Genomic DNA, 17,488 nt, shown 5'->3' with positions numbered 1-17,488 from the left:
CCATGACCGGCCATTCCTCCCGGAAGGGCCTGCGACCTGGTCTTCGGCTGTTCGCCGGGCTGCTGTTCGGCCTGGCGTTCTGCTTCCTCCAGATCGCGGGTCCGGGCCCGGCCGCCCAGGCGGCGGTGTCTTCCCAGAGCTCCACCCCCGTCTCTGCCTCGATCTCGGCCCCGGTCGAGCCGAACAACCCGGCCGACCCGGACAACCCGACGGCCGCCGACAGCAGTGACGTCACGGTCAGCGTGCCGGGACAGCGCAGTCAGGTGATCTCGATCATCCTGCTGGTGACGCTGATCGGTGTGGCGCCCTCGGTGCTGCTGCTGTGCACGTCGTTCACCAAGCTCGTGGTCGTACTGTCGCTGACCCGGCAGGCGCTGGGCACACCGTCGGTACCGCCGAACCAGGTCCTGGTCGGGCTCGCCCTGTTCCTGTCCCTGTTCATCATGGGGCCGACCGCCGACGCCATCAACGAGAAGGCCATCCAGCCCTACTCCAAGGGCGACATGACGGTGACGCAGGCCTACCGGGCCGGCAGCCAGCCGCTGCGTGAGTTCATGCTGAAGCACACTCGCGACGAGGAACTGGCCCTGATGACGCGGGCGGCCGACCTGCCCAACCCGGCCACCCGGGAGAAGGTCGACCTCCGCACCCTGATACCGGCTTTCGTGCTCAGCGAGCTGCGTGGCGCGTTCATCATCGGGTTCGTGATCTTCATACCCTTCCTGGTCATCGACATCGTGGTCAGCGCGATCCTGATGTCGCTGGGCATGGTGATGCTGCCCCCGGCGCTCGTCTCCCTCCCGTTCAAGTTGTTGCTCTTCGTGCTCGTCGACGGCTGGTCGCTGATCGTGACCACGCTGATCGGCAGCTACCGCTAACCGTTCTAGGAGTCCCCCCATGGAAGACTCGGTCATCCAGATCGTGGCGGCCGCACTGCTGACCGCGACCAAGGTCGCCGGCCCGGTGCTGTTCTCCACCCTGGCCATCGGCCTGTTGCTGTCGATCGTCCAGTCGGCCACCCAGATCCAGGAACAGACGCTGACTTTCGTGCCCAAACTGGTAGTCACCGCAGTGGTTCTGGTGCTCACCGGCAACTGGTGCCTGAAGACGCTGGAGGGCTTCACCCGGGAGCTCTTCAACATGGTGCCTACCCTCCTGCGCAGCTGAGAGTCCGCCGTGGACCTGACGATCGCCGGACTGACCCTGTCGGGGTACCTGCTCGCCCTGGGCCGCACGGTGGGATTCATGATGATCTCCCCACCGTTCAACACCCGGGCCATCCCCTCCCAGGTGCGCGCCGCCACCGCCATCGCCCTGGCGATCCCGCTGTCCACGTGGACCATCCGCACCGCTCCGGAGCTGGGATCCGGAGCCATGATCGGGCAGATGCTGTTGCAGATGCTGCTCGGCGTGGCCCTGGGCTACTTCGTGCTCATGGCTGTCGCCGCGATCCAGTCCATCGGTGACTTTATCGACCTGGCCGGTGGTTTCAGCATCTCGCAGAGCCTTGACCCACTGTCGATGGTGAACAGCTCGGTGATGGGCCGGCTGCACCAGCTGATGGCCATCACCCTGCTGTTCGGCGCTGACGGCCACCTGGTGATCCTGCGCGGCCTCTCGCGCACGTTCGAGATCTCGCCGCTGGCCCGGATGAACCTCGGTCAGGTCTCCGAGGCCCTGCTGAAGATGCTCTCGGCCATGTTCCTCTCGGCCATCCAGATCACGGCGCCGATCCTGGCCGCCCTGCTGATCGCGGACATCGCCCTCGGACTGCTCACCCGCGCCGCTCCCGCCCTGAACGCGTTCGCCCTGGCGTTCCCGCTGAAGATCGTGCTCAGCCTGTTCCTGATCGGCCTGATCCTGGTGCAGATCCCGGGCACCCTGGAGCGCTTCGTCAACACCGCCGGGGTGACCATGATCCGGCTGGTCGGGGGGTGAGGGTGAGCCATGGCCGGTGACAAGGACGGCAAGAGCGAGAAGCCGACACAGAAGAAGATCAAGGACGCCCGCAAGGACGGTCAGTTCCCCCGCTCTCAGGACTTCGGCACCTGGGCGTCGATCGCCGTGGCAATCTCGCTGGCGCCCCTCAGCGTGCACCTGACCAATGAGCGCTTACGGGCGATGCTCACGAAACTACCTGCCATCGTCAATGATCCGAGCGTGCCGCGGGCCCTGCAGGTGATGAACGACATCCCGATGACCGTACTGATCGGCTCCGCGCCGATGGTGCTGGCCTCGATGCTCGCGGGCACGATCGCCACGGCGGCCCAGGGCGTCTACCCCTCGACCAAGGCGATGAAGCCGAAGTTCAGCCGGCTGAACCCGTTGCAGGGTGTCAAGCGGATGTTCGGTCCGCGCGCGGCCTGGGAAGCGCTCAAGGCCCTGCTCAAGGTGATGGTTCTCGCCTTCGTCGTGTACCTCACGGGCAAGAATCTGATCCCGGAACTGGTCGGCTCGGGCACGCTTCCGCTCCTGGCGACGGTGGAGCGCACCAGCGCCGGGATCCGGTCGATGGTCTACGCCGCCGCCATCGCGGGCCTGGTGCTGGCCCTGGCCGACTACATCTACCAGCGTCACGAGGTCATGAAACAACTCATGATGACGCCCAAGGAGATCAAGGACGAGTACAAGCAGCAGGAGGGTGACCCGATGCTGAAGGGCGCCATCCGCCAGAAGCAGATGGCCATGGCCCGAAACCGGATGATGGCTGACGTTCCCACTGCCAACGTCATCCTGACGAACCCGACACACCTGTCGATCGCTCTGCGGTACGAGGCCGGCAAGGGCGCGCCCAAGGTGGTGGCCAAGGGTTCCGGCACCGTCGCGATGGCGATCCGGGAGACCGCCCGGGAGAACCGCGTCCCCATTGTGGAGGACAAGCCTTTGGCCAGAGCGCTTTTCCGGGTCTGCGAGGTCGGCGAGGAGATTCCCGCCGAGCTCTACATGGCCGTCGCCCGGATCCTCGCTTTCGTGATGCAGGCGGGCAAGCCGGGGCGCAATGCCGGAACCCGGAAACCGCCCACGCTCACACCGGTTCCGGACGTGCTGCCGAGCCGCTCAGAGCTCAGCTCGCGTCGGCGCCGCGAAATCAGCGAAGCCCGACATCGGGCCCGCTGACCAGTTACGCCCACCAGAATCGGTCAGCGAGGAGCAAATTCAGCTAGCCGTCCAGAGATCTTTCAGGACACGCCGAGCGGAATCCCAAGCCTGTAATTACACCGCTACCTAGAGTCGCGGATCGACCGGATCGCAATGGTCCTGGCAATCAGGTAGCGGGGGCGCCTCCATGCGTGTCTTGACACGAAACCGTACGAACCCGGGCGGGAGGCCATTTTTACGTGGCTGTCACCGCTTCCGGAACAGGCGAGGGGTGGCGCAGGTCGTCGCCGGCCTTCTCGTCGCCGGCGGAGGGCTGCCGCTGGCCGCTGCCTCCGCTTCGGCCGCGACACTGACGACCGGCCCGGTTCGGTCGGCGGCCCCGGTCTCTTTCGCGCACTCGACGGTGGGGAAGCCGTCGAAGAGCAAAGAAGAGCTTGGTGCAAGGAATTTCAAGGCTGCCGCCGACGGTTCTACCGCCGCGTCGGCCTACGGCCTGTTCGCCGGCGTGAAGCTTCTGGGGGCGTCCGCGGTCGGCACCGAGCAGACGCCGAAGGCGGACTGGCCTGCTGGTCCGGCGACCGCGACCACGGCGAACGTCAGAGTTTCCGGGGTCCTGAGCAGCGGCACGGCCACCGTGGCCGCCAACGGCGAGGATCTGAAGGACACGGTGAACGCGACCTCCGCGGTCGACAAGCTCGGCCTGGGCACCGTGCTGGGTCTTCAGGGTGTCTCCGCCGACCTGATCTCGTCGCAGTGCACCGGCGACGCCTCGGGAGTGAGCGCCACGGCCACCCTCACCGGGCTGAAGCTCTCCGGCGTCGCGAGCTCGACCCCCGAGCGTCCAGCTCCGAACACCGTGCTCAACGTGGCCAACCTGGGTGCACTGACTCTGAACGAGCAGGTCCGGACGACCACGGCCGGCAGGACCAGGCTGGTCACCAATGCCCTTCACCTGCGGCTCAGCGGCAACGGCGGTCTTCTGGACGCCGTCGGCGCCGGTGACGTGATCGCCGGCCACACGGAGTGCTCCACCACCAACGCCCTCGTGCCCACGGTCAGTGGGCTCGCCCCGGCCACCGGGCCGACCACCGGCGGCACCAGCGTCGTGATCACCGGCTCGAACTTCCGCGGCACGTCCAAGGTCGAGTTCGACGGGGTCGCCGCCAGCTACTCGATCGACAGCACCACGCAGATCACGGCGACCGCCCCCGCTCACTCGGCCGGTGCGGCGAACGTGGTCGTGACGACCCCCGCGCCGGGCGGCGCGAGCACCGGGACGAACACTTTCGCCTACGTCGGCGCCCCGACGGTCACCAACGTGGCTCCCTCGGGAGGCTCACCGAACGGGGGCACGTCGGTGACCATCACCGGAACGGGCTTCAGCGGCGCCGGGGTGGGAGCCCCGACCGTGAAGTTCGGTACCGCGAACGCCACCAACGTGACGGTCAACAGCCCGACCTCGATCACGGCCACCGCGCCGGCCGGCACCGGCACCGTGTTCGTCACGGTCACCAACAACGGGGGGACGTCGGCGGCGAGTGCCGCCACCGCGTACACCTACCAGGACGCCCTGGGTCTGAGCAGCATCAGCCCGGCGTCCGGCCCGATCACCGGTGGCACGACGATCACCGCCACCGGCACCGGGTTCACCACCGACTCGCAGATCACCGTCGACAACACCACGGTGGCGACCACCTATGTCAGTCCCACGAAGCTGACCGCGGTCACCCCAGCGACGACAGCGGCAGGCGGTGTGCCGGTCACGGTCAAGCGTGGTTCTGACACCTCGGCCGCGCGGACCTTCACCTACCAGGCCATCCCGGTCGTCACCACGATGACCCCGGTGACCGGGACGACGGCGGGTGGCACCGCGGTGACCGTCACCGGTACCGCCCTGGATGCCGTCACCGAGGTCCGGATCGACGGTGCGGCCGTCGCCGGCCCGGCCGTCGGGGCCACGAGCATCACCTTCAACACCCCGGCCCACGCCGCCGGGGCCACGGCGGTGACGCTGATCAGCCCGAGCGGCACCACCCCGGCCGGGACCTTCCTCTTCGCCGACCCGGCCCCGACGATCCCGGTGCCGGGCGTCGTCGCCATCACCTCGGTCAGCCCGAACAGCGGGCCGATCGCCGGGAACGACACCGTCACGCTGCAGGGCCTCTTCGTGACCCTGACCGGTACCACCGTCAAGTTCGGCAACAACAACGCCACGGTGGTCGGGACCCCGACGCTGACGTCGATCACGGTCACCACCCCGGCCGGGGACGCCCCGGGCGTCGTGCCGGTGACCGTCACCAACTCCAGCGGAACGAGCCTCGTCAGCCTGGACAGCACCTACACGTACATCGCGGCGACGCCCACGATCGGGAACCTCACCCCGGACAACGGCCCGGCAACCGGTGGTACGACGGTGACGGTGAACGGCACCAACTTCACCTCGTCGTCCGTCGTCTACTGGGGTAACACCGCGCTGAGCACGGAGTACGTGAGCCCCACGGTTCTTCGCGTCACCACCCCGCCCGGCTCGGCCGGCACCATCGGGGTGAGGGTCAAGACCGGATCGGTGACCAGCACGAGCACCAACTTCACCTACAACCCGGTTCCCACGACCACCGGCATCAGCCCGATCACCGGACCGGTGAGCGGCGGCACCGAGGTGACGGTGACGGGCAGCGATCTCAACCTGGTCACGTCGGTCCAGGTCGGCACCAGGACCGTGAACCCGAAGAGTGGCAGCACGGCATCGGCGCTGAAGTTCGACTCCCCGCCGAACAACGCCGGCGCCTACACCGTGGCCCTCCTGGGGCCGGGCGGTGCGTCTACCACCGCGGGCACGTTCGTCTACACACCGAACGCGGCCGGCCCGGCCACGGTCGCACCGCCCAGCGGCCCGATCCAGGGTGGCAACCAGGTCACCATCACCGGTACGGGGTTCAGTTCGCTCCTGGCGCTGACGGTGGGCGCCAACGTCATCACCAACTACACGGTCACCGGTGACACCCAGATCACCTTCACCATGCCGGCCGGCCTGACCTCGGGCCCGGTCCCGGTCATCATCGCCACGGCCGGCGGCGTCGTCACGCTGAACTACTCCTACGTCGCCTTCGACGCGGAAATCACCGGCGTCTCGCCGATCTCCGGTCCGGCAGGCGGTGGCACGGTCGTGACGATCACCGGTACCGGTTTCACCGGAGCCACCGGGGTCCGGTTCGGCGGTACAGCGGGTACGGCGTTCAGCGTGAACGGCGCCGGCACCCAGATCACCGTGACCACGGCGTCGCACGCGGCCGGCCTGGTGGACGTGGTCGTGGTCGGTACGGGCAACGTCGAGGGCACCGGTACCGGCCTGTTCACCTACCTTCCGGCCAGTGTCTCGCCGACGGTCACCGCCCTGGTGCCGAGTATGGGCGCGGTCGACGGCGGAACCCAGGTGACGATCTACGGCACCGGGTTCCTCACGACCACCGGTGTCAGCTTCGGGGGCACCACGGCCACGAACGTCACGGTGATCAACAGCACTACGCTCCTCGCGACGTCACCGGCGCACGCGGTCGGCCCGGTCAACGTCATCGTGACCACACCGGTGGGCAGCAGTACCGCGGCGAGCGCCTCGGAGTTCACCTACGTCGCCGCGAACAGCGTGCCGATGGTCGACAGCATGACGCCGCGCAGCGGACCGACCGCCGGCGGTACCACGGTGGTATTCCGGGGGCTCGGGCTGCAGAACGTGGACCGGGTGACGTTCGACGGGGTCGAGGGCCTGGACCTCACGCTCATCAGCAACACCACGCTGTCGGTGAAGACGCCGGCCCACGCGGCCGGGGGAATCGCCGTGCTGCTGCGTAACCCGCAGGGCACCAGCAGCTCCTACCTGTTCACCTACGTACCGCTCACCGGGCTGCCGACGGTGCAGACGCTGACGCCGAACGTCGGGCCGGTGACCGGTGGCACCCGGGTCACGATCGGCGGGACCGGGTTCGACGACTCCACCACCGTCGCCTTCGACGGGGTGCAGGGGACCAACCTGAGGCTCGGCGCCGATGTGGACAACCCCTCGGTCGGTCTCGAGAAGGCTTCCAGGAAGAGCAAGCTGGGAAGCCCGACCCGGGACAACCACACCAAGGCCCAGGCCTACCGCCCGAAGGTGGCCGGCCAGGCGCTGAGCCGGTGGAAGGCCGCGGCCTCCAACGTGCTGACGGTGAACACGCCGCCGCACGTCGGTGGGCCCACCACCGTGACGGTGACGAACTCGGCGGGCTCGATCAGCTTCGTGGAGTCCTTCACCTTCATCCCGGTGCTCGCCGCGACGGTGACGATCCGGACCGACGTGGCCCTCGGGGCCAGCAAGGCGATCGCGCCGCGGGGCCCGGGCTACTCGGGCATCGAGGTGGCCGCCTGCTCCACGCCGGACGGGCTCGGTTCCACGAGGATCTCGGACAGCGGTAAGAGTTGTGTCTACACGGCCGCGGACGAGCTCGGCGACGACACCTTCGTGATGTCGGTGATCGACGACCTCGGCCAGACCTCGGAGCAGACGGTCGAGGTCACGGTCGTCGAGGCAGGCGGCACCGGCGGCGGGGGTGGCGGCGGCAACGACACCGGCGACGGTGACGGCGGCGGCAGTGGCTCCGGAGGCGGGGGCGGCAACGACACCGGCAACGGTGACGGCAATGACAGCGGCAACGGCAGTGGCAATGGCAGCGGCAGTGGCGGGGCCGGCGGCAACGACACCGGGGGCGGCCTGGCCTTCACCGGTACCCCCGTGCTGCTCATCCCCGGTCTGGCCCTGGGCCTGCTGCTGATGCTGCTCGGTACCGGTCTGCTCGGCGCCGAGCGCCTGCGGATGCGCCGGACCGCCAGCTCCTGGCAGCCGGGTTCCGACGACGACCACGACAACCTCGGCACCTTCGACGAGGATGGGCGGTTGCTGATGCCGGCCGGCCTGGCCGGCAGTGATCTCGACGCGCAGCGCAAGGACGGCGAGACCCAGTTCCACGTCCCTGACGACGTGGCGTAACCAGTCGCGTACCGAAGGAACTGGAAGGATGCAGGAGTGACGACGATGAGGCGGACCCGCGGCTCGCGGGTCCGCCTCATCGGTTTCGTGACCCTGACCGCCGGCGTGATGCTGATCGCCGGCGTCGGTGGCGGCTGGTGGTGGACCAACTGGAAGGCCGGCACCACCGCGCACGGTCTGGCCGACCGCGCGACCCGGGCCTGGACGTCCCCGGCCGGGAAGGGACCCGAGACCGCAGTGATCCCGAAGGGGGTGGCCGGGCCGGTGGTCGCCGTGGTCCGCATCCCGCGGCTGGGCCAGGACTGGCGGATGCCGGTGGAACCCGGCACCGGGACCGACATCCTGCGGCAGGGGCTGGGCCTGTACGAGGGCAGTCCGCAGCCGGGACGACGGGGCAACGTCGGCATCGCCGGGCACCGCACCACCTGGGGAGCACCGTTCCGGCGGATCAACGAGCTCCGGCCCGGCGACGTGATCCAGGTCTGGACGGTACGCGGAAGGTTCGACTACTCGGTCCTCAGCGAGGGAGTGACCGATCCGTCGGACATCTCGGTCGTCCAGCAGAAGACGGCCAAGGGCCGGGCCTGGCTCACCCTGACCACCTGTCACCCCGAGTTCTCCGCCGCCGAGCGGCTCTACGTGCACGCCCAGCTGGTCCGCAGTCTCCCCGCCCGAACGTGAGTTCCCGAAGACGCGGCTGCGGCCCGGATCTCGACAACGAGATACGGGCCGCAGACGGTTTGTAGCCGGGCGATCAGCTGACGGTCGACTCCACCGCTGCCGCGGGGAGATCAGCCGGAGCGCTCCGCTGGTAGAGGCCGTTCTCAGCCTTGGCAAGGCCGATCATCAGCAGGGTGAACACGGGGAAGACAGCGATCACGGCAATAACAACAGACATTCGAGACCTCCGCCGAGGCGGTGCTAAAAGTGCTGGAACGATTACGGATACGGACATCATTCACCTACGCGCACGCACACGTCGTCGGGTACGGAGGCTGGAACAGGTGTCTGGTGTCAGGCAGCCGAGCAGAGTCTATTTTGCTCCGCTTCGACAGTGATAGCAGCCACTTCACCATAAAATACGCCGCATTTCACGCTCGGCACGTTCGGCGGTCAGGCCGGGCAGGCCCGCCCCGCAAAGCCTTTGACAGTCAGTAGACGGTAGGCAACCCAGGGGTGACGGCCGGCCGCGCAGATCGGCCCGGATATCCCCCGGATGGCAGAACGCCGTGCCCGCCTCAAGTCCCACCCAGGCTCCGCCGATGTGAGCAACAGCCACGGATGGCGTAATCGCGGGGCAACGGATTCACCCTCATGCGTGAGTGAGGCGCCCGCCCTCACACAGATCCAACCTGCCCTGCTGTCGGAGGTCGCCCCCGTGCCGTCCAACCGGATGACCCGTATCGCCGTACCCATTGCGATCGTGCTCGTCGTCCTCATGATGGTCGTGCCGTTGCCGGCCGCCCTCCTGGACATCCTGATCGCCCTGAACATCGGCATCAGCCTGATCGTTCTGCTGGTCGCGCTGCAGGTGCAGCGCGTGCTCGACTTCGCGATCTTCCCGACCATCGTGCTGGTCGCCACCATCTTCCGGCTGGCGCTGAACGTCAGCTCGACCCGGCTGGTACTGCGCGACGGTTTCGCCGGGCACGTGATCGACGCGTTCGGCCACATCGTGATCGGGGCCAACCTGATCATCGGTCTGGTCATCTTCGCGATCCTGATCATCATCCAGCTGACCGTCGTCACCAACGGTGCCTCCCGCGTCGCCGAGGTCGGGGCCCGCTTCACCCTCGACGCCATGCCGGGCAAGCAGATGGCGATCGACGCCGACCTGAACTCCGGCCTGATCGACGAGGACACGGCCCGCCAGCGACGCAAGGACGTCGCGGCCGAGGCCGACTTCTACGGCGCCATGGACGGTGGCACGAAGTTCGTCAAGGGCGACGCGATGGCCGCGGTCATCATCACCATGGTCAACCTGGTCGGTGGTTTCGCGATCGGGATGCTGCAGAACAGTCTCAGCGCCAGTGAGTCGATCCAGAAGTACGCCCTCCTCAGCGTCGGTGACGGTCTGGTCTCGCAGATCCCCGCGCTGCTGATGTCGGTGGCGACCGGTGTGATCGTGACCCGCTCGACCGGCGCCGGTGACGTCGGCAGCGACCTGATCCAGCAGCTCGGACGCCACCGTCAGGCCCTGATGATCGGTGCCGGCTCGCTGCTGGCCCTCTGTCTGGTCCCGGGCATGCCCAAGCTCCCGTTCCTGATCGTCGGCGGGCTGGTGCTCTTCGTGGCCTACCGCTCCACCGACGCCCACGGCGACGACATGGCGGCCGAGGCCGCCGCCCAGAGCGGCGCGATCGCGATGCCGTCCGGCCAGGTTCAGCTGCCGGCCGGCGGTGGTACCGGCGACCCGGTCACCGACTCGCTCCGCGTCGATCCTCTCGAACTGCTGCTCTCCCCCGACGCTGTCGACCTGGTGGACGCCGCCCGCGGTGGCGACCTGCTCGACCGGGTGCGGGCCCTGCGCCGCAAGACCGCCCTGGACCTGGGCCTGGTGCTGCCCCCGGTGCGGACCCGGGACGGCGCGATGCTGGCACCGGGCACCTACGAGATCCGGATCGGTGGAAGCAGCGTAGCCACCGGCGAGGCCCCGCCCGGGCACCTGCTGGCGATCGGCGACTCGATGGACAGCCTGCCCGGCCGTCACACCACCGAGCCGGTGTTCGGTCTTCCCGCCGTCTGGGTGCCGATCGAGTACCGCGCCTCGGCCGAGCTGGCCGGCGCCACGATCGTGGAGCGTGCCGCCGTCGTCACCACCCACCTCGCCGAGATGGTGCGCCAGAACGCGTCCCGTCTTCTCAGCCTGGACGACACCCGCGACCTGCTCGAGGTGCTCAAGAACGACCGGCCGGCCGCGGTCGAGGAACTCGTGCCCAGCGTGCTGCCGCTCGCGGCGGTGCAGCGTCTGCTCCAGGCCTTGCTGGACGAGCAGGTCTCGATCCGCGACCTCGGCCGGGTCCTGGAGGGTGTGGGCCAGCGGGCCCGCTCCACCAGCGATCCGGACGCCCTGCTGGAGGCCGCCCGGGCCGCGCTCGGGCCGGCCCTCGCCGCGCACTACGTGCGGGACGGGGTACTGCGTGCCATCACCCTCGAACCCGCCGTCGAGACCCAGATCGGCGAGGCGCTGAGAGCCGGTGAGCAGGGTGTGGTCATCGCGCTCGACCCGGTCCAGGCGCAACGCCTGGTCTCGGACATATCCGCCCTCCAGACCACTGCCGAACAGCGTGGTGAGCTGCCGGTCCTCCTCATATCCGGACCTCTGCGACTGCCGATGCGGCGATTGCTGCGTGGCTCGCTGCCCCAGTTGCCCGTCATTGCCTTCACCGAGGCGACCGGCATTCACCAGATCGAGACCGTCGGACAGGTGAGTAGTAGTCATGAATTTGCTGCTTGAAGGTGACGACCTCGAGGCGCTGCTCATGCGGGCACGTCACGAGGGTGGCCCGTTCGCCCGGATCGTGCGGGCGGAGAAGGTGCGCCGCGGTGGCGTTCTCGGATTCTTCGCGAAAGAGGGCTTCGAGGTCGCCGTCGAGGTGCCCGGTGACGGGCTCGACGACGAGGAGCTCGCGCTGCCCGCCGTTCCGCTGCGCCAGGAGCGCTCCGGCTACCGCGACCTGCTCGCCCTGGCCCGCCAGGCCGGCGCGCGGGACGAGTCGGCCGAGGAAGACACCGCGACTCTGGCGATGGCCCGGCAGGCGGCGTTCGAGGCGGCCATGGCCTCGGACGAGCGCATGCCGATCCTGGGCCTCGGCCTTCCCCGGGGTGGCCGGGGGCCGTCGTTCGACCCCTACGGTCAGGACGAAGTTCGCGAGACGCTCGATCTGACGGAGATTCTCGGTAACGGCGGGTATCCCGCCAGCCGGTCCACGAGCAGTGGACGACCACCCGAGCGTCGGGTGCCGACGGGCCGGGGCCTGCCGCTCTCCCGTCCGGCAGCACCCGCGGACCCCGGCGAGTTCGCCGAGGACGAGGCGGAGTGGGACGACTGGGAAGAGGAGTACGCGAACGCCGAGTCCCAGCCGGACGAGGTGGACGAGGAGGCCGAGGGGCGGGAGATCGAGCGGCGCGAGGCCGAGGAGCGGGAGATCGAGGAGCGCGCGGCCCGCATCGCCGCCCGGGCCGAGGAGATCCACGTCCAGCGGGCGGCCAAGGCGGCCCGCAAGAGCAGGGCGAAGGCGGCCAAGGCGGCAGCGCGGCGGCGTACGGCGGCAGCGAAGGCGGAGAACCACCGCGCCCCTCAGCTCCCCACCGTCGAGGTCCTCACCTCCGTCGACATCACCACCCCGCCCGCCGGTATCCGCACCGAGGTGACCGATGCCGGTGGGAGGACATCCTCGTCCACCATTGGCCGCACCACCCCCGTCGACCTGACTGAACCAACGACTCCGCAGCAGATCGAGATCCCGGAGAGCCTGACCGTGGAGACCCGGGGCGGCGACGACCTGGACTTCAGCCGGTTGCGGCCGGCGTGGGCCCGCCCGCGAGGCACGACGCCCGGGGCCGCGGGCCGGCCGGCTGCCCAGAACCTGACGCTGCCTGCCAGCAAGAACTTCTCCCGCCGGGCCGCGCTTCCCGGTGCCCTGATGACCGACTCCCGGCCGGGCATCCGGGTGGAGATGACGGATCTGCCGCCGTCCGGGGGACAGCCTGCTCAGACCGGCGGGGCGCTCCCCCTCAACACGGACGGTGTTCCTTCCGATCCATCGACCGTGAGGGAAATCCCGAAGCTTCTCCCGCTGCCCCCACGGGCTCGCTCCGGCGGGTCCGGGTCGGTTGGTGCGGACGAATCGGCGCGGACCCCCTCCGGCTCCCCGAAGCAGGCTGCTGCACCGGACGAGAACGAGACCCGGGCGGGCACGGTCACACCGGACGTCCCGGCTCCGGGGCCGGCTCCGGTCGCTGCGGGCACGGCCACACCGGACGTCCCGGCTCCGGGGCCGGCTCCGGTCGCTGCGGCACTCCCGGGATCACCGGACCCGGAGGCTGAACTCCTGGCGAAATGGGCGGATCCGACCGGGCCAACCCGGGAGACCAGTGCCCCCACGCCGGCGGTAGCCCCCACGCCGGCGGTAGCCCCCACGGCCGATGACGCGGCTGCCTCGTGGGCCGGGGCTGCGACCCTGGCTCCGGCCACGCCTGCCCTCAAGCCCGCGGTCGAGTGGGACAGTCCGCTGACCGCTCCTGAGCCGACCGCCGCATCACCCTGGGCCGAGACCCCTGCGGCAGCTCCTGCTCCGGCGGAGCCCATCACCCTCATCGGAGGATGGGACGAGCCGGTCGGCGGGAACACCGACACCCAGGACCAGCAGTGGGGAGCTCCGGTCTCCGGCCCGGATGCCCCCGCCGGCCCGGTGGCGGCCATTCCCGCTCAGCCGGGCTCGCCCGAGACGACCACGCCGCAGTTCGCGGTTCCCGCGCCTCAGCCCGAGGCGACGCCTTTCGCTCAGCCGGCCCCGGCGCCCGGTGCAGACGCCCCGCAGGCCGGACAGTTCGGCGCTCAGGCCGGGCCGGAGACGCCGCAGTTCGGTAAGCAGGCCGGGCCGGAGACGCCGCAGTTCGGTACGCAGCCGTCGGCCGAGCCGAGCCAGCAGTTCAGCGGGCCTTCACCGTTCACGGCACCGCAGTCGTTCGAAGCACCGCAGTCGTTCGAGGCACCGCAGTCGTTCGGTCAGCCGGCGCAGGTGTCCGGCCAGGAGCCCGCTCCGGCTCAGCAGTTCGGTGAGCCGGGCCGGCCGTCCCCGTTCAGCCACCCGTTCGGTCAGCCGGCCCAGGAATCCGGCCAGGAATCCGGTCAGCAGTTCGCGACGCCGCCCTCGGCGTTCACGACGCAGACCCCGGCCACCGGATCCGACCCGTCTGCGCCGACGACGGCCCGACCCGCTGGCGGCCCGGACCTGTCCCACCTTCCCGCGACCGCTCCCCGGGCGACAACTATTCTGCCCAAGGCAAAGTCGCGACGCTCCAAGAAGAACGAGCCAACTCAGCGAAAGACGCCGGAAGTTACCGCCATGCCTGCTCCCTCTTTCCGGGTCACCCACGCCGCACCGATTCCGAGCGCCCCCTCAGCGCCGAGCCCGGCAGCGACACCGGGCGCGACCGCGTCGGCGGATGCCACATCCACCGAGACCACCACCGACGACAGTGGCCGGCACCGCCCGCGCCGCGACCGCAGCCACGCGCGGCACACCGGCCCGGGCACCGACCCGACGCTGGGCACGCCGGCTGACGGCACCGCAGCGCCCACGCCGGTCAGCGCCGCTCGCAGCACTGCTACTCCGGAGGCCGACATTAAATCCGGTATAAAGGTTTTCGGCATCCGCCTGGGCGGGCGCAAGAAGACCAAGAGTAAGGACGAGCCTCAGAAAGAGACCGCCGCCCCGGTGGCCCCGATCCCGATGGCCCCGGCCGTGCCGACCCCGCGGATGGAATCCTCCACCGAAGCCGCCCTCGAAGAACCCCCCGCCTGGGAGATCATGGCGGCCCGGGCGAGCGCGGCCGCGGCCGCCGGCGAGCTCGCGGCAGCACACTCGGTCCTGACCGCCCAGACGACCACGACCGACCAGACCCCTTCCGCGCAGACGACTTCCGGATCCGACCCGGCCTCCGGAACCCCGGACATGAGCGCCCAGCCCATCGTCCCCACCCAGCCGAGCGCCCCCAGCGCGGAGACGGACACCACGTCGACCTGGGCCACCACCCCGGCCAACACCAGCCCGGAATGGCCCGCACCCGCGGCTCCCGCGCCGGGGACACCCGACGAGGGCCCCACTTCGAGCTGGGCCTCCCCGGCCGAAGCAACGGCTGCCTGGGCCGTTTCGGCCACCCCAGAAACCCCAACCCCCGAAACCCCAGCAACGGGCGCCCCCACGGACACGGCCACGAACCCCTCCCCGGGTTCGTTCGCCGACACGGCGACCGGCTCGGCCAAGGGCACAGCGCCCAGCTCGCTGTCCGAAATGGTTCCCGGTTCCATCACCGTATCAACGACTGACACACCGCCCGGCTCGTTCTCCGACACGATGCCCGGCCCGGCGTCGGACGCCACCGCCACTGCGGCTCCTGGCCCGGCGACCGACGGAGCTGCTGAGTCGACGGCCGGTTCGGCGACCGGTTCGGCGACCGGTTCGGCGACCGGTTCGGCGACCGGTTCGGCGACCGGTTCGGCGACCGATTCAACGCCCGCGGATGCGACCGGTTCGACGGCCGATTCACCGTCCGGCACCGCGCCGGGTTCGGATTCGGGTTCATGGCCCGGCTCTCTGGCCGGCGCCCCGGTGCCGGGTTTCGCCACCGCTCCGGCCACCGGTTCCGCCCCGGAATCCTTCCCCGGATTCAGCGACAGTTCCACCAGTGCCACTGTCCCCGGACTCAAGAACGGTTCGGAGCCGGACACCAACACCGTCCCGGGGCTCGTCAGCAGTTCCAACCCGAGCTCCACCACCGACTCCATGACCAGTCTCACCAACGGCTCCGACTCCACCACTGAACCTGCCCCCGGCCTCACCAACATCGCCAGCTCCACCACCGAACTCATCCCCGGCCTCACCAACGGTTCCGAACCGGTGTCCAGCGCCAACCCCGTTCCGGGACTGGCCGACGGCGCCGACCCGAACTCCACCGGTGGAGACGTTCAGGGCTCGACGGCCGACCCGCTGCCCGGATCGGCGGGTTCGGACCCGGGTGCAGCGGTCACCTCTCCCCGCGGTTCAACGGCCGGGGCGGTCTCACCGGCGGCGGCCGACGCGCTGACCGGTTCGTCCGCTACGTCGTTGCCGGATTCGGTTCCCGGCCCGGCAGCGGATTCCGGATCCAGCTCGGTCCCGGGGATCGAGACCTCGCCGTCCGACGCCACGCCCGCGACCATCGAATCGCCGTTCAGCTCCCCCTTCGATGTCACCACCAGCACCTCAACCGAACCGGCCGTAGCGTCCTCTGCACCTTCGGCCGCCGACACGGCGTCCGCTTCTCTGCCTATGCCTGGATCGGTTCCGGATTTGCTTGCCGAGCAGGATGATTCGGCCGCTTCGACGGTGCCGCTTCCGGTCCCCCCGGCTCCCGATGCGCTCTCGGCCGACGATGCTCTGTCGGGCATCACCTGGTCGACGCAGCCTCAGCCGTCGCCCACCCCGGAGTCGCCCGCGCAGGACGCGGCTCCCTCATCGACCGCTGGTTTCGGCTCCATTCCGACCCAGCCGTCCGCACCGGCCGACCCGCTGACCGACCCCTGGACACCGGACCTGGACACCACCGACTGGAGCCTGTCCCCGGTCTGGTCCACCCAGCCGGAGATCGACTGGACCGGTGAGGACGAGGCGACCACGACGTCCTCAATCGTGGAAAGCCCGGTCGCGCCGGAGCCCACCGAACAGACCACCGCCGCCGTGGCCCTGGCCGCCGACCGGACGGCCCTGGGCAACCTGGGCGTGCCGCCGGAGTGGACGGCGAATCTTCAGGCCGGTGACCGGTTCATGGCCGTCGTGCAGATGCTCGGCTCGATGCCCGAGCCGATGATCCCGGGCGACGTCGGGGTGATTGCGGTGGTGGGTCCCTCGGACGTTGTCGGGCTCGAAGCCGCCCGCACCGCACTGGATCTGCCGCACAACGGGGAGCCGCGGAGGGTTGTCACGGTTCCGCACGAGGTGGGTCCGGATCGGATCGGCGCCATGGATCTCGTGTCCATCACCCGTCCGGTGGTGGTCAGCGTGCCGGTCGACGGCGACCACACGGAAGATGCCGGCAAGGTCCGTAAGGTCCTGCAGACCGTAGGAGCTGAGGCAGTGATCGCAGTGCTCGACGGATCCCGTTCGCTGGAGCAGAACCAGCGCTGGGTGCGGTATCTGGGCAAGGTCGACGCGGTGGCACTGGACGGTGCCCTCGATTCCGGCGAGCCGGCGTCGGTGCTGCAGCTCGGCCTGCCCGTGGTCCGGATCGACGGGATCGGCGTGGACCGGGTCGGCTGGGCGGCGCTGCTCTGCACCCAGCTAGCCATGGGTGGCGCGAACTCGTGACGAATCCTCTGCCGGTCGGCTGCGTGATCGCGGCCGTGCTGGCGGGACCGCCGCTCTACGCCCAGTACGAGAGCGGCGGTCTCGACGGCTTCACGGCTCTGCTGCGCTGGTGCCTCGTCGCTCTGCTCTGCACGATCGGCGCCTCGCTGATCATGGGCCTGATCAGCCGGTACGAGAAGGAATGGGAAGAGAAGGACGAGGCGGACGCCCGCGAGGCCGCCCAGAATGCCGCCGAGGCCGAGGCCAAGCGGGCCGCCGAAGAGGCCGAGGCCCGCCGGGCTCAGGCCGGCTGAAGACC

Annotated in this window: 10 protein-coding genes; 9 read left to right on the top strand and 1 reads right to left on the bottom strand. The window is 69.7% G+C overall.

What is annotated here, in order from left to right; all coding sequences use genetic code 11:
* The first annotated feature begins 2 nt into the window (after positions 1-2).
* The 6 genes from fliP to LR393_RS11255 all read left to right on the top strand — a co-directional run bounded on the left by fliP (position 3) and on the right by LR393_RS11255 (position 8,800).
* Positions 3-878 (top strand): flagellar type III secretion system pore protein FliP, encoded by an 876-nt coding sequence (gene fliP, locus LR393_RS11280; RefSeq protein WP_231483790.1) that lies wholly within the window; start codon positions 3-5, stop codon positions 876-878.
* Between the two features lie 19 nt (positions 879-897).
* Positions 898-1,167, top strand: a complete 270-nt coding sequence (locus tag LR393_RS11275; protein WP_231483789.1) for a flagellar biosynthetic protein FliQ — start codon at positions 898-900, stop codon at positions 1,165-1,167.
* Positions 1,168-1,176: 9 nt separating this feature from the next.
* On the top strand, positions 1,177-1,938 hold the full coding sequence (locus LR393_RS11270) for a flagellar biosynthetic protein FliR (RefSeq protein ID WP_231483788.1): 762 nt from the start codon (positions 1,177-1,179) through the stop codon (positions 1,936-1,938).
* Positions 1,939-1,947: 9 nt separating this feature from the next.
* Positions 1,948-3,117 carry an EscU/YscU/HrcU family type III secretion system export apparatus switch protein gene (locus LR393_RS11265; protein WP_231483787.1) on the top strand — a complete coding sequence of 390 codons (1,170 nt, stop codon included), beginning with the start codon at positions 1,948-1,950 and terminating at the stop codon, positions 3,115-3,117.
* Positions 3,118-3,370: 253 nt separating this feature from the next.
* Complete coding sequence (locus LR393_RS11260; RefSeq protein WP_231483786.1) at positions 3,371-8,119, top strand: beta strand repeat-containing protein; 4,749 nt, start codon at positions 3,371-3,373, stop codon at positions 8,117-8,119.
* A 45-nt stretch (positions 8,120-8,164) separates the two neighbouring features.
* On the top strand, positions 8,165-8,800 hold the full coding sequence (locus LR393_RS11255; protein WP_231483785.1) for a class E sortase: 636 nt from the start codon (positions 8,165-8,167) through the stop codon (positions 8,798-8,800).
* A gap of 73 nt (positions 8,801-8,873) precedes the next feature.
* Here LR393_RS11255 and LR393_RS11250 read toward each other — a convergent pair whose 3' ends face one another.
* On the bottom strand, positions 8,874-9,017 hold the full coding sequence (locus LR393_RS11250; RefSeq protein WP_231483784.1) for a hypothetical protein: 144 nt from the start codon (positions 9,015-9,017) through the stop codon (positions 8,874-8,876).
* Between the two features lie 420 nt (positions 9,018-9,437).
* Here LR393_RS11250 and LR393_RS11245 point away from each other — a divergent pair, with 420 nt between their 5' ends.
* From LR393_RS11245 to LR393_RS11235, 3 genes are read left to right on the top strand one after another with little or no spacing between them, the layout of a single operon-like run.
* Positions 9,438-11,576, top strand: a complete 2,139-nt coding sequence (locus tag LR393_RS11245) for a flagellar biosynthesis protein FlhA (protein WP_231483783.1) — start codon at positions 9,438-9,440, stop codon at positions 11,574-11,576.
* Positions 11,560-17,190, top strand: a complete 5,631-nt coding sequence (locus LR393_RS11240; protein WP_231483782.1) for a hypothetical protein — start codon at positions 11,560-11,562, stop codon at positions 17,188-17,190. The genes LR393_RS11245 and LR393_RS11240 overlap by 17 nt, the downstream gene beginning before the upstream one ends.
* Positions 17,187-17,483 carry a hypothetical protein gene (locus LR393_RS11235; RefSeq protein WP_231483781.1) on the top strand — a complete coding sequence of 99 codons (297 nt, stop codon included), beginning with the start codon at positions 17,187-17,189 and terminating at the stop codon, positions 17,481-17,483. Before LR393_RS11240 ends, LR393_RS11235 begins: the two co-directional genes overlap by 4 nt.
* The last annotated feature ends 5 nt before the right edge of the window (positions 17,484-17,488 follow it).

The sequence above is a fragment of the Kineosporia mesophila genome (assembly GCF_021129235.1).
Classification (GTDB): domain Bacteria; phylum Actinomycetota; class Actinomycetes; order Actinomycetales; family Kineosporiaceae; genus Kineosporia; species Kineosporia mesophila.
Note: the sequence above shows the minus strand (reverse complement) of the source record. Positions and strands in the feature narration are given on the sequence as shown.

Bases quoted from the DNA above. Each gene is read 5' to 3' on its own strand.
- LR393_RS11265 (WP_231483787.1), top strand. From the start codon at position 1,948: ATGGCCGGTGACAAGGACGGCAAGAGCGAGAAGCCGACACAGAAGAAG.
- LR393_RS11255 (WP_231483785.1), top strand. From the start codon at position 8,165: ATGAGGCGGACCCGCGGCTCGCGGGTCCGCCTCATCGGTTTCGTGACC.
- LR393_RS11240 (WP_231483782.1), top strand. From the start codon at position 11,560: ATGAATTTGCTGCTTGAAGGTGACGACCTCGAGGCGCTGCTCATGCGG.
- LR393_RS11250 (WP_231483784.1), bottom strand. From the start codon at position 9,017: ATGTCTGTTGTTATTGCCGTGATCGCTGTCTTCCCCGTGTTCACCCTG.
- LR393_RS11275 (WP_231483789.1), top strand. From the start codon at position 898: ATGGAAGACTCGGTCATCCAGATCGTGGCGGCCGCACTGCTGACCGCG.
- fliP (WP_231483790.1), top strand. From the start codon at position 3: ATGACCGGCCATTCCTCCCGGAAGGGCCTGCGACCTGGTCTTCGGCTG.